General features: G+C 61.2%; 10 protein-coding genes. 7 read left to right on the top strand and 3 right to left on the bottom strand.

The window, feature by feature from the left end:
* Positions 1–227 precede the first annotated feature (227 nt).
* The 6 genes from NUW23_00470 to NUW23_00445 all read left to right on the top strand — a co-directional run bounded on the left by NUW23_00470 (position 228) and on the right by NUW23_00445 (position 4675).
* Positions 228–1847 (top strand): C69 family dipeptidase, encoded by a 1620-nt coding sequence (locus NUW23_00470; protein MCR4424654.1) that lies wholly within the window; start codon positions 228–230, stop codon positions 1845–1847.
* A gap of 15 nt (positions 1848–1862) precedes the next feature.
* Complete coding sequence (locus NUW23_00465) at positions 1863–2237, top strand: cyclophilin-like fold protein (GenBank protein ID MCR4424653.1); 375 nt, start codon at positions 1863–1865, stop codon at positions 2235–2237.
* Between the two features lie 229 nt (positions 2238–2466).
* Complete coding sequence (locus NUW23_00460) at positions 2467–3045, top strand: hypothetical protein (protein MCR4424652.1); 579 nt, start codon at positions 2467–2469, stop codon at positions 3043–3045.
* A gap of 53 nt (positions 3046–3098) precedes the next feature.
* Positions 3099–3482, top strand: a complete 384-nt coding sequence (locus tag NUW23_00455) for an ATP-binding cassette domain-containing protein (protein ID MCR4424651.1) — start codon at positions 3099–3101, stop codon at positions 3480–3482.
* A gap of 153 nt (positions 3483–3635) precedes the next feature.
* On the top strand, positions 3636–3896 hold the full coding sequence (locus NUW23_00450) for a DUF4162 domain-containing protein (protein MCR4424650.1): 261 nt from the start codon (positions 3636–3638) through the stop codon (positions 3894–3896).
* Positions 3897–3913: 17 nt separating this feature from the next.
* Positions 3914–4675, top strand: coding sequence for an ABC transporter permease (locus NUW23_00445; protein MCR4424649.1), 762 nt, complete (start codon positions 3914–3916; stop codon positions 4673–4675).
* Positions 4676–4684: 9 nt separating this feature from the next.
* Here NUW23_00445 and NUW23_00440 read toward each other — a convergent pair whose 3' ends face one another.
* From NUW23_00440 to NUW23_00430, 3 genes are all read right to left on the bottom strand, one after another.
* Entirely contained in the window at positions 4685–7363 is a 2679-nt protein-coding gene (locus tag NUW23_00440) for an adenosylcobalamin-dependent ribonucleoside-diphosphate reductase (protein ID MCR4424648.1), read from the bottom strand.
* A 174-nt stretch (positions 7364–7537) separates the two neighbouring features.
* Positions 7538–8974, bottom strand: a complete 1437-nt coding sequence (locus NUW23_00435) for a DUF4139 domain-containing protein (protein ID MCR4424647.1) — start codon at positions 8972–8974, stop codon at positions 7538–7540.
* A gap of 190 nt (positions 8975–9164) precedes the next feature.
* Complete coding sequence (locus NUW23_00430) at positions 9165–10355, bottom strand: S-layer homology domain-containing protein (protein MCR4424646.1); 1191 nt, start codon at positions 10353–10355, stop codon at positions 9165–9167.
* A 161-nt stretch (positions 10356–10516) separates the two neighbouring features.
* Between NUW23_00430 and polA the strand changes: the two genes are divergently transcribed.
* Positions 10517–13333: a DNA polymerase I gene (gene polA / locus NUW23_00425; GenBank protein ID MCR4424645.1), complete on the top strand. Its 2817-nt coding sequence runs from the start codon at positions 10517–10519 to the stop codon at positions 13331–13333.
* Positions 13334–13630 lie beyond the last annotated feature (297 nt).

Here is a 13630-nt window from a genome sequence, read left to right as displayed (position 1 = left end):
GATCTGGAAGTACAACATGGGCTTCGTGACCGAGAACGGCAAGGTCAACGCGGTCAGCTATCCTGAGTCGTGGCTGCGCAGGGTAGTCGGACTCGACGAGCCTGACCACTACCTCCCGTAACACAAAGGCACTGCGATCCACTAAGGACGGAGCCTCGGCCCTGCCCTCACGGCGGGCCGGGGCTCCCAGCTTCGGGCAAAAATCCAGAATAAGGAGGATGGCCAAAGTGAGACAGAAGTCAGTCAAGGCGCTCTTATACTCGTTGATCGCTGGATTCGTCATCGTGGCGCTCGGCGCGACCCCGGCATTCGCGTGCACCTCCATACCGGTCGGCAAGGGCGCGAGTGTGGACGGGTCGGTCATGACTACTCATACCGACGACTGCGGCAGTTGCGATCCGCGCCTATTCTACATCCCGCCTGCCGACTACCCCGAAGGCGCGATGCGCGAAGTGTATTTCACCCCCTCTTTCAGGCACCCAGACGACCCCCATTACGCCCCCAGGCAGCTGAAAGGGGAGATCCCCCAGGTCCCTCACACCTACGGCTATTTCTTCGGCTCCTATGCCATAATGAACGAGAAGCAACTTGCCCTCGGAGAGACAACCATCGGCGGGCGGCGCGAACTCCGTAACCCCTTGGGCTGGTTCGACATAGTGGAACTCTCCAGGATCGCCTTAGAGCGGTGCTCCAGCGCAAGGGAAGCCATCAAGCTGATGGGCTCTCTCGCCGAGGAGTACGGCTATTGTGATGGAGGCGAGTGCCTGACCGTCGCAGATCCGAACGAAGTGTGGATGTTCGAGATATTCGGGTCAGGCCCTCTTGAAAACAGCGCAGTCTGGGCGGCCCAGCGCATACCCGATGATCACGTGGGCGTGAGCGCCAACCGCTCCCGCATAGGCGAAATAGACCTTTCGAACCCCGACTACTTCATGGCATCAGCCAATGTGTTCGCAGTTGCGGAGGAGAATGGGTGGTGGGATCCGGGAAGCGGCAAGCCTTTTGTGTTCTACGAGGCGTACGGCCCCAAGGATAACCCCTACAATTCCCGCCGCGAATGGCGCGTGCTGAGCTTGGTTGCGCCATCGCTGAACCTCGACCCGTGGGCGGACAGGTACCCGTTTTCCGTCAAGCCTGACGAAAATGTCTCGGTTGACTTCATCAACTCCATACAGAGAGACCACTACGAAGGCACGGAGTTTGACCTGACGCAGGGACTTGCGGCCGGGCCGTTCGGCACTCCGGACCGGTGGGCGACCCCCACGAGCCAAGGAGGTGCCTGGGAGCGCGCGATCTCCATATTCAGGTGCACCTATACCTGGACCTCACAGTCGCGGGCGTGGCTTCCTGACCCGGTCGGCGGCGTGCTCTGGTTCGGTGCGGATGCCCCGCACAATACTGTGTACGTTCCGTTCTACGCCGGTATCAGCAAGCTGCCACACGCCTACACGATCGGATCCCCGACGAAGTTCGACAACAAGGCTGCGTGGTGGGTCTACGACTTCGTGGGCAACTGGGCGAACCTGAAGTACTCCTATATGATCAAGGACATCGTGGTCAAACAGCGCGAGATCGAGGGACGGCAGTATGCACTGCAGACTGCGGTGGAGACTGCCGCCACGGAACTGTATGCCCGCGACCCCGCCCTAGCCCGGGAATTCCTCACTCAGTACTGCGTCTCCAACGGGAACAGAGTGGTGGAAGAGTACTGGGACTTTGCCGAATTCCTGATCATGAAGTACAATGATGGGTACGTCAACGACAAAACTGTGGGCACGTCTGTCGGGTACCCCAAGGAATGGCTGGAAGCGGTCGGTTTCGGCCCGATAGTGAAGCCCCAGAAGTGACGGGAGGGAAACACGTTGCGCATCCGGATCACCGCCAAGGAAGTCTCTGCCCTGGCGGAGCTGGACGAGTCTGAGACTGCTGCAGCCATAGCCGCGGCATTGCCCATTGAAGCGCGCGCAAACAGGTGGGGGGACGAGATCTACTTCTCCATCCCCGTAAGTTTGGATCCGGAGAACGCCCGGGCAGATGTTGAGGTGGGGGATCTGGGGTACTGGCCGCCCGGGACTGCGTTCTGTATCTTCTTTGGGCGGACTCCGGCCAGCACCGGCCCGAAGCCGAGAGCGGCAAGCCCGGTGAACGTATTCGGCAGGGTTCTCGGGGATCCCACCGAATTCCGGCGCGTCCAAGATGGTGCGAGGATTCGGGTTGAGGCCGAGGAGGAGCAGTAGCAAGGGCCGCGCCACCGGCACGCCCGTGACTTCATGACGAGTCGAAGGGTGCCAGCTCATTCCGCTGGTGCCCTTCAATTCCGTTTCGCCTGGAGGGTGCCCGGCTGCCCGGGTCTGCAGGGAGTTGACACACAGACGACCGAAGGTGACCCTGGAGAAGACGGGTGATAGGCTGCGCGGGGAGACAGAAACGCCCCATCTCGGGCCCTGCAAGCGGAGGCGATGATGAGTGAACAGAATGATCTGGCGTGTGATTGGGATCGTGTCGGTTCTCTTGGTGGCTGCCCTTGTTGCTGGGTGTGAGGCGGACCCGGGTCTGCTGAAGCAGCTGGAGGGCAAGAGAGTCGGGGTTGCGGCGGTGCTGCAGTCCCCGATGCCTGTTTCGGTCGACGTCCAGTCTACGATAGTGGAGTACGTGTCCCGCAGGACTCGCCTTGAGGCCGTCGGAGTAGAGCGGTTCAGCCAGGAGGACTACGATAGGCTCAGGACTGAATGGGGCTTGAGTCATCTCCTGATCGTGACAGTCTTCAACGTCCAGCTGACCGAACCCAAGCCGGAAGTCTCCCTGGGCCGTAACAAGTTCGACGTGAAAGTCCAGTACGAGTGTATGGCGACTGTGCGGTTCCGGCTTGTGGACCTCTCCTCTGGGGAAGTCGTGGCTGTGGGTGAGAGCCGCGGGCGGGGACTCGAGACGTTCGGTGTCGGAGTTCATCATGGAGGGATCCATACCCGTCTTGGCGAGGTGGACGTGGCGAAGGTCGTCGAGAAAGCCCTGCAGGATGCGATTCGAGGGACAAGACTCTTCTAGAGCCGGGCCCCGGCCCGACCGGAAGGTCATAACATAAGGGGGCAGGGCTCGGGGTGGAAACCGCGGACTGTATCATTGAGGTGCAGGAACTGAGCAAGACTTACCCCGGCGGAGTCCGGGCGGTCGACCGAATCACGTTTGAAGTAGCCCGGGGGGAGATCTTCGGGTTCCTGGGCCCAAACGGCGCCGGCAAGACGACTACCATTATCATGCTGACGACTCTGGTAAGGCCGACGTCGGGCGTGGCGAGTGTGGCTGGGTATGATGCCGCCCGGGAGGCGAACCAGGCCAGGCAAGTCTTAGGCTATGTCTCCCAGGATCTATCGGTCGACGACGCCCTGACAGGAAGGGAGAACCTCCACCTTCAGGGCAGATTCTACCATCTCCAAGCATGGGGTCACGGTCTTTCTCACCACACACTACATGGAAGAGGCTGACCATCTCTGTGACAGGATTGCCATTATCGACCGCGGCGTCATAAAGGCCATCGATTCACCGGAAGCACTCAAGAGGGCGCTCGGCGGGGACCTGGTGACACTCAGATTCGAACCCCGGTCCCCTGAGAGTATCCGGGGGCGGCGCTCGCGGCCCTGGAGGCGCACCCGTTCGTCGTGAGCGTGCGGGCGCAAGACGAATTCCATGTGGTGGTCGTCAGGGATGGAGATACCGCCGTGCCCGCGATCTTCCGAACGGTGGAGGATGCGGGGGCCGAGATCTCGTCCATCACCCTCAAGAAGCCATCTCTTGACGATGTCTACCTCTCTTTCACCGGCCGGGAGCTCAGGCAGGAGTCGGGGACACGGGAGGATGCCATGAGAGAGCGGATGCGCATGAGGAGGATCAGGAGATGAGTTAGACGGTTCAAGACATCAGGTGGGTTGCGTGGCGAGAACTCAAGCACTTCGCGGGACAGCCCACGCGGGTCATCATGATGGTCATACAGCCCCTCATCTGGCTCGTGCTCATGGGAAACCTCATGTCGGGTCTGACGAGCAACCCTTATGCCGCGAGCATGCTCGGGGTGGGGCGGTACATCGACTTCATGACGCCTGGCATCATGATCATGACCTCACTCTTCGGGGGAGTCTTCGGCGGGACTTCGGTAATTTGGGACAGGCGCACGGGGTACCTGAACAAGATGCTCGCCGCCCCTATCGCCCGGTCGGCGATCCCGCTCGGGAAGATGGTTGCAGGGTCAGTGCAGGCTGCTTTCCAGGTCACTGTGATCGCTGTGATCGCGGGCTTGATGGGAGTCAGATTTCGGACTGGAATCCCCGGGTTTCTTGTTGTCATGGTCATCGCCGTGCTGTTCAGCTTCGCCATGTCGGGGATATCTCTGGCCCTGGCATCGGTCATACGAACACACGAGACGCTTTTAGCTGTGATCAACTTCCTGACCATGCCCCTGATGTTCACGAGCAACGCCATGTTCCCAACCAGGGCCATGCCCTCGTGGCTCGCCTCGGTCGCGCGATGGAACCCCGTGTCCTATGCAGTGGAGCCCATGCGGGCCCTTGTGGTCGAAGGCTGGGCATGGGCACCGATCGGGCGTGGGCTGGCTTTCATGGGCATCTTCTCTGTTGCCATGTTGATTTTGGCCACGAGACAGTTCAACAAGAGTGTCGCATGAACGCCGTTTCTAGCAGGCGCTGTACCCGCAGAGCCTGCACTCGCTGCACCCTGATGCGTAGATCAGGGAGTAGTTGCCGCACGCGGGACATAAGTCGTGCCTGGTGACGGTCTTCGCAAACAGAGTCGGTTCTCCAGCCGGGGCGGCTTCGCCGGTGCATTCTGACCCGGCCGGAGCATGATCTGCACCAGACGCCCCTGAGTTCACGTGTCCGCCCGAAGGAGGGCCCTCGGTCTGTGCCGCTTCAGGCTGGCTGCTCCCTGTGGGAGCATGATTCTCGGATGGGCTTTCCCGAACGTGCTCGAAGGGGAGCACCTCTTGGACATGGCCATCGACGTCGCAGCCGGGCGACCAATCCGATGCCGGGGCTGCCTGACCTGCGATTCCGCGCTCGGGCGGGGTGACCCAAGCTGATCCGGCGTACCTGACCTGGATCGCCTGCTCCAGCATGCGCCCGATGGCATCTGGGACCGAGAGGACCCGGTTCGGCCCGAACCCCACATGGCCGCTGCCGCCGATCCCCCGCAACTGCTTTGCAACCTCGGTCGGGTCCACCCCGGCGCGGAGCGCAAGGGAGATGAGACGGGCGATGCTCTCAGTGAACGCGTAGATGTCCGTGCCTGCTCTCCCTATCTGGCAGAACATCTCGAAAGGCCTGTTGTCGTAGAGGTTGAGTGTCGCCCAGAGGGTGCCGGATGGGGTCGCGATCCTTTTAGTGATGCCTGACAACGTCTCGGGCCTGTCGATCGGGAGGAGCCTGCCCCACAGATCCGCGTCGACGGTGTAGGGTTTCCGGCCTCGCGAGACGGCAAGAGCGAGTCCTGGGACAGGGGCTGCTTTGGGCTTGTGCCTTATCACTTCCATCTCGCGGCTGCCTGCGCGGTATACTGTGATGCCTTTGCACCGGAGCCGGTAGGCCATGACGAAAGCTGCAGCCACATCCTCAGGCGTCGCGTCGTTCGGGAGGTTTATGGTCTTTGAGACCGCGTTGTCTATGCCGCGCTGCACCGCGGCCTGGATCCTCACGTGCCATTCCCACGGGATCTCGAGGGCGGTCCGGTATAGCTCGGCCATGTCCTCGGGCACCTCACTGATCCCAGCCAGCGATCCACCGTTCTCTGCGATCTTGTCCATGAGCTCATCGGAGTAGATGCCCCGCCGCTTCGCGTCTTCCACGAACATCGAGTTGGTCTGGGTGAGGGACCTGCCGCCGAGAACGTTCTGTTTTGTGAACGCCACTCCAAAGATGGGCTCACACCCTGACGAAGCGTTCGCCACCATGCTTATAGTCCCGGTCGGAGCGACCGTGGTGACAGTGGCGTTCCGGACCGGGGCCTGGCCTCGCTCTGCGAATATGCTTTCGGCGAAGGCAGGGAAGGGGCCACGTTCTGCGGCGAGTTCCGTGGATTTCACGCGCGCCTCGTGGGTTATGAACCTGGCGATCAACTCCGCCAGGACTTCGGCCTTCTCGGAGGCGTAAGGGACCCGAAGGAGTATAAAGAGGTCCGCAAGGCCCATTATGCCGAGGCCGATCTTGCGCGTGGTCCTGACCATCCTGTCGATCTCGGGCAGAGGGTAGCTGGACACGTCTATCACCGAATCAAGGAAGTCCACACCCCCGTGGACTACCGCCCGCAGCAGGTCCCAGTTGATGTGTCGCATCTCCGAGTCAAGAAGGTCAGTGCATGCTGACGCGAACCCAGGGTCGATCCAGCGGCCGCCTATCCCCGACGAAGCCATCATCGACTCTGTGTCCAAAGGCTCGGGAAGGAACATCTTCTGCAAGTTCACGCTTCCCAAGTGGCAGGCCTCGTAAGGGAGGAGAGGTTGCTCCCCGCAGGGGTTCGTGGCGGTTATGCGGCCCAGGGCCGGAGTGGGATTGCCCTCCTCGAGCCTGTCGAGGAAGACGACTCCGGGCTCGCCGTTTCGCCAGGCGTGATCCACCAGCAGTTGAAATACCTGTCGCGCCTTCCTCGTGGCAACGACACGCTTGGACCTGGGGTTGATCAGTGAGTAGTCTGCATCGGCCTCGACAGCGTCCATGAAGGCGTCTGTGACTCCCACGGATATGTTGAAATTGGAGAGCGCTGAGTTGTCCTCCTTGCACGTGATGAAGCCCTCGATGTCGGGATGGTCCACCCTCAGGATGCCGATGTTCGCCCCCCTGCGTTTCCCGCCTTGCTTGATGATCTCGGTAGCCGCGTTGAAGACCGCCATGAACGAAACCGGGCCTGATGCGACCCCGCCGGTGGACCTCACGACGTCTCCTTTTGGCCGCAGGCTGGAAAAATCGAAACCGGTTCCTCCGCCCGACTGGTGTATCAGGGCTGCCCCCCGGACTGCATCGAATATCTTGGGAAGTGAGTCTTCGACAGGCAGGACGAAGCACGCGGCGTTCTGGGAGTTTTCAGTCCCTGCGTTCATCCAGGTGGGGGAGTTCGGCGAGAAAAGGGACTCTACCAGAAGCCAATAGAAGAACTCGACCCGTCCCTGCTCGGTCTGGGTGCACCCTTTATACCTCAGCCCAGCCCTGGCAGCCTCCAACGCGAGCCGCCGGCACATCTGCTCCGGCGTTTCGGCTATTGTGCCCTGCTTGTCCTTGAGAAGATACCTCGTCTCCAGGATAGTGCGGGCTTCAGGCGTCAGGTCCATAGTGTGTTCCATGACCGAGTCAGGGATCAACTTCATCACATAGTGCCCCCCAGGAAGAAGAATGCCAAGATGACGACTACCTAGGTTTCTCCACGTCTCCTACTATTCCTCCACGTCGTCCGGCGGGGCGGGGACAAAAAGCGGGAGCACCGAGCCTACCTGAGCCAGGCCAGGCAGGACGGTGCTCACCCACTCGAGGACGCCTCGGACCTACCGGGTGTACCTCACTGTGTAAGTGATTGTAGCGGTCCCTCCCGGCTTGATCGTCGGCGAGAACTCGATCGTCCCTGCGTCGACCTTGGTGTAGCTGGCGCTCGCGGTCACGATCTCCCACGGCAGCCACCATGAGAACCGCTCTCGAACGTGAACCTCCACCGGCTCTTCCTTATGATTCTTCACTTCTATCTTGTAGGATTCCTCACGAACCTTGTCCCCGATGTGCTTTCGCCCTGTCTCGATTCTCGACCCCACCACATCGAAGGCGGATCCTAGTTGGATGCGGATCTTCTCGTCCTTGGGGGTGTGGTCGATCCGGTCTTCGCCGATGAACTCCAGGCTGCCATCGGTGTCCTCCTTGCTGACGCGGATCACGCCCTTGGGAAGTGGTATGCCGAGCCCGTCGGATTCCCGGTTCAAGAACTCGAGTTCTACCTTTACCTTAGTGTCGTCCCTGGCGCCGTCGTAGATGAGAACCTTCTTGACAGGCACAGATGCAGCGGAGAGAAGCTCGATCTGCTTGACCTGGCTTTCTTTGAGCGTGGTGGGAAACTGCAACGTGTACAGGTGGTACTCGAAGAAGGCCTTCTCCTCAAAGGACTTGGCATCGGCCTCGGCCACAGACCTCATGGCATACAGTACGTCCCCGGCACCGAGTTCGTCGGCCATCCGGTTGACGTCTCCTGCGACCAGTTTCAGCTTTGCGTCGCGGAAAGTCGTCCCCGATTCGTTGGTTACCGTGACCCACCCGGTTAGGTCGAGGGTGTCATCCTTGGGCCCGATGACAGCGACGTAGTCCGTGGACCACGACAAGCCACCGGTCAAGTAGGTTACAAGGCATTCGTGAGACGTTGTCTCAGATGAGTTGGTCACCAGCCACGCCAGTGTTGGGCGGGTAATCAGGCCCTCTGGCAGGCTCGGGTACTTGACGGATTGAATGTCTCCAGAATGGACTGTAGTGACTTCCCCAGTGCCGTCTGGGCCCGCAGAGAGGACTATGGTGCCCGAAGACGCCCCGCGCGCTCCGCTCAGAAGGTATCCCTGGTACACCTCACCTCCGCGAGTTACGATGGTTATGCGCTCGCCGATGAACTTGTTCAGGAGCTTGGCATCCTCCACCAGGTCGTACTCGTAGTTCTGCTCGCGCACCCTCACTTTGGACGGGGAGGTAAGGGAAGTGAAACTGACGGTCGCGGGGTTGATCCGGGCGGAGATATCGCGGAACAGCACCGTGCTTGTCCCGGCGGGGATCTCCAGAGCTCGCCTCTCGCGAACGAGTGCAAGGTCGGAATTATAGATCGTCAACTCCACCGCTCCATCGTCTCCTTCCGCCGACTGTGCCGGCAATGGACGGACCGCGAGCGCGAGCGCCGCCACGAGGGCGGCCGCGCACACTAGCGTCAGCATTATCTTAGCACGGGAAGATGGCATGGAATTGTCCCTCCTGTATCGCCCAGCATGTGTTCATAGCTTCAGACGTTTCTGGCGTCAGAGTTGTTCCGCCGTGCACTGGATGAGCCCGGCCGTAGGGCACGGGAAAGGCCGGCCACAAACCGACCGGCCTGGCAACACAGATTTCCCGCGCAGTTTCGGCCAACCTCGGGCGTCTTTCGCAGTGTCTCTACAGCTTGAGCAACCTGGACAGGAGGATCTGTGCCGCTTCGAGCTGGGCATAGGTCTTGGCGGACTCCCAATCGCGATCCATGACTGCGGCTATCAGCTCAGGCGCGACGCCGAGTTCATCTCCGAGTGCCATCGAGAGCCTCTCCCGGCCGAGTTCGGGGAGGCGGTTCCAGTTCTGGTCCAGGATCGCCTGGGCTTCCTCCGTGGTCAGGCCCATCTCTGTGAGCCGGGAGACCAGCGCGGGGCTCATGCCTTCCCTGGCCTCTTCCCACTTGCCCCGGGAGATCAGGTCGATCTGGTCAGGAGTGAGGACTCCTCCTGTCAGGCTGCTGACTTTCCTGGTGATGTCCTCCTTCGTCACCAACCCCTCGGCCATCACAAACCGGGGTATGCCGTAGCTTGTGCCGACCACGAAGACGGTGTCGTTCTTCTTGATGGACCCGAGGGTCGTGGCAGTGCCGTTTCGGTAGATCACAGTGTCCGGGTCCACCTGAATCACCTGGGTGTCGCCGGCGGCGTTCTTGATTGTCACGGCCTGCGTGGTCGAACTGATCTGGGTTACCGTTCCCCGGGCGAACTGAGCGTCGGACAGGGTTTTGACCATGTAGGCAGTCTCAGCCCTGGTGGTGGCCTGTTCAGGCTGGAACACCAGGCCGAAATGGAGCGGGATGATATCGAGCCTCCGCGCGATCTCCACGTATCTGAATGCCCAGTGGTCCACTCCGACGTCCCGGAAGCTCGGGACCCATGTGGCCGCGTCAGCTGCGCCGATTTCGCCCAGCTGAGCGACGCGGGCGAGCATGGTCACCATCTCGGCCCTGGATATGTTCCGAGAGGGCTGGAAGGTGCCGTCCGGGTAGCCCGTGACCACTTTGGCACTGTCGAGCGCGGACACGAACGGCTCTGCCCAATGCCCATCCATGTCGCGGAACCCAGTGTCCATCGAGGGCGCGAAGCCAAATGCCCGAGAGACGATTTTGGCAAACTCCGCCCGGGTGACAGGGCTTTCGGGCCGGTAGGTCTTGTCTGGGTAGCCTTCGACTACCCCCATGTTTACCAGGGACTTGATGGCCCCCTCTGCCCAGTGTCCATCTATGTCAACGAGCGAGGGGGCGCCCGCTGCGCGCGGGCTGGCGATGACTATCATGGCCAGCGCTGTGAGGGCGAGCAGCTTCATCCTCCGAATCATGAGCCAAAACTCCCTTCCTGCGAGTGTGCGGCCTGTATGGCTTGTTTCACCATACGTGTGGCCAGACCTTCAAGTAAGTTGTGGGGAGAGATACTGGTGCAGGTATTCGGGGTAGGGCCGTGGAAGAATAAGCTGGAACTGAGAGGGGAGGAACCATCGAAGTGGCCTTCGAGAAGCGTCGCAAGATCCTCGTGCTGGACGGGCACAGTCTCGCCCACAGGGCATACCACGCTCTGCCGCCGACTCTCACCCGGGCGGACGGCACTCCCACCAACGCCGTACTGGGTTTCTGCAACATGGTTGTGAAACTCCTGGAGCAGGAGGAACCGGATGCTGTGATCTGCGCGTTCGACCGGGCCGCGCCCACATTCCGGCACCAGGAGTTCGAGGCCTACAAGGCCCAACGAAAGCCAATGGACGACGCGCTCAGGGTGCAGATGCCCATAGTCCGTGAAGCTGCTGAGGCTTTCGGCTTCTCGGTGTGCGAAATCGACGGGTGGGAGGCGGACGATGTCATCGGCACCGTGGCACGCCTCGCGGAAGAATCCGGGAACGAGGCGGTAATCGTCACAGGAGACCGGGATGCCCTCCAGCTTGTCTCCGACAAAGTGCACGTGCTCCTGACCCGCCGTGGGATAACAGAGTTTGAGGAGTATGACCCCAGGGCAGTCCGGGAGAAGTACGGGTTCGGCCCCGAGCTCATTCCGGATCTCAAAGGGCTCATGGGTGATACTTCAGACAACATCCCCGGGGTGCCCGGGGTGGGGGAAAAGACCGCGTTGAGGCTCGTCGGAGAGCTCGGCACGGTCGAGGATATCTTGGGGAAGGTGCATTCGATCCCCCAGGAGAGGTTGAAGAACGCCCTTCTCGAGAACGCAGAGGTTGCGCTCCAGAGCAAGCGCCTGGCCACCATAGACAGAAATGCCCCGATCCAGCTGGACCTGGACCGCTGCTGCGCTCCCAGGCAGGACCCAGACAGGCTGGCCTCTTTCCTCAGGAAGCAGGACTTTCGAATGCTCCTTGCGAGGCTTGCGCGGAAGGCTGGGGAAGCAACGAAGGCAGGCGAGGCGCCTGAAGCCGCCACCGCCGCCGGGACGGCCACTCCGCAGGCAGAGGCCGAAGGTGCGCAGGGTTCGACGGCCGGGACGCTCTTCCAGGTGTCTGGCGAGGCGAAGGCGCCTGAAGGGCTCGAGATCATAACCTCCGGGACCAGGCTCCAGGAAGTGGTGCAGGCCTTGCCGGTCCGCGGCGGCAGGCTCGCATTCGACGTGGTGAGCACGGGCGCGGGGGCCATGACTAGGAGGGTAGTGGGTCTCGCCCTCGAGGCCGAGGGAGTCAGGGTCTACGTGGCTGTGGGGGAAGGCGAGTGCCAGGTCCCGCTTCCCGCCGTGATCGGCCTGCTACGCTCGGTGTTAGAGGACCCCAGGGTGGACAAGGTTTGCCACGATGGCAAGGAGAAAATGATCCTCCTTGCCCGGGCGGGAGTGCGGCTTTCCGGGATCTCGTTCGACTCGATGATAGCCTCTTACCTGTGCGACCCTTCCGCCCCCAACGGGGAGATCTGCGATGTCGCCCGGCGGTGGGTGGGTGTGGAACTGCCTGCGGTGCGTGGGTTCGTGGATACGGAGAGCCGAAGACTGAAAGACCCGGGGGCGTGCCCCAGTCCTTCCGACGTCGCGCCGCGCGCAGCCGCGTGCCTGCTCTCCATGGATCAGGTGGAGGCGAGGCTGCTTGCCACCATATCCGCGCTCGGCATGGAGAGACTCTACCGGGAGGTGGAAATGCCCCTCGTCCAGGTGCTCGCGGACATGGAGATGACCGGGGTCAAGGTTGACGCCGCGAGGCTGGCAGAGCTGTCGGCTGACATGGATGGCAGGCTTGCGGCCTTGACACAGGACATATACCGCATGGCAGGCGAGGAGTTCAACATCAACTCCACCAAGCAACTGGGCGTGGTCCTCTTCGAGAAACTGGGTCTCCCGCCGCTTAAGAAGACCAAGACTGGGTATTCCACGGACGCCGAGGTCCTGGAAAGCCTGGCGGACAAGCACCCAATCGTCCAGAAGATCCTTGAGCACAGAAGCCTGGCCAAGCTCAAGTCCACTTACGCCGACGCGCTGCCCGGCATGGTGAACCCCGAGACCGGGCGGGTGCACACCACTTTCAACCAGACTGTCACCGCCACCGGCCGGCTGTCGAGCACTGACCCGAACCTGCAGAACATACCGGTGAGAACCGAGGAAGGCCGCAAGATCCGTGAGGTTTTCGTGCCAGGCACCCCGGGCTGGGTGATTGTGACTGCGGACTATTCCCAGATCGAATTGAGAGTCCTCGCACACATCTCGCAGGACCCCGTCTTGATTCAGTCTTTTCTCGCAGACGAGGATATTCACAGAAGGACCGCGGCCGAGGTATTCGGGGTGGGGTTCGATGAGGTCACTCCCGAGATGCGCTCGAGGGCCAAGGCTGTGAATTTCGGGATAGTGTACGGGATCAGTGACTATGGGCTTGCGAAGAACATCGGGGTGACCCCCGCGGAGGCCAAGAGGTTCATCGACCGGTACTTCAGCAGGTATCGGGGGGTCAGGAACTACATGGACTCCATCATAGCGCAGGCGAAGGCGGACGGTTACGTGACGACCCTTCTGAACCGCCGAAGGTACCTCCCTGAACTCGTAAGTCCCAGCATGGCCGTGCGGAAGTTCGCGGAGAGAGTCGCGATGAACACCCCGATTCAGGGGACCGCCGCGGACATAATCAAGAAGGCCATGGTGAGCGTTCATTCGAGGCTCGCCGCTGAGGGGCTTGCGGCCCGGTTGCTGTTGCAGGTCCACGACGAACTGGTGCTCGAATGCCCTGCGGAAGAGGTTCCCGACCTCACCCAACTGGTGCGTTCGGAGATGGAGGGGGCCGTGCGTCTGGCCGTGCCGCTCAAGGTGGATGTGTCATCCGGCGCGAGCTGGAAGGACGCGAAGTAGTCCGCCTCTGGCAGCAAATTTGTTGGCGATACTTCCCGCACCTTGAAGGATTTATTGAGTGGGTGTAGAATTAGGCATTCGATTGGGCCGAGTGGCACAATCCCTAGCATGATCCAGCAACCCATGTAAGACAAGTTAGATTCAGTTTTCGATCCTGAAAGCGCGAAAGGAGGTGCACCTACGGTTAGCTATCAGGGTCGAGTCCATAGCGGGCGGATCGCAGAACGCGAAAGCACCGCTCCACGCCCCAGGATGCACGCTTCCGGGAGATTCCGAGGAAACATGGATACTCACAAC

The organism is Bacillota bacterium (genome assembly GCA_024655925.1).
GTDB lineage: Bacteria > Bacillota > DTU025 > DTU025 > JANLFS01 > JANLFS01.
This window is presented reverse-complemented; position numbering and strand designations above follow the sequence as displayed.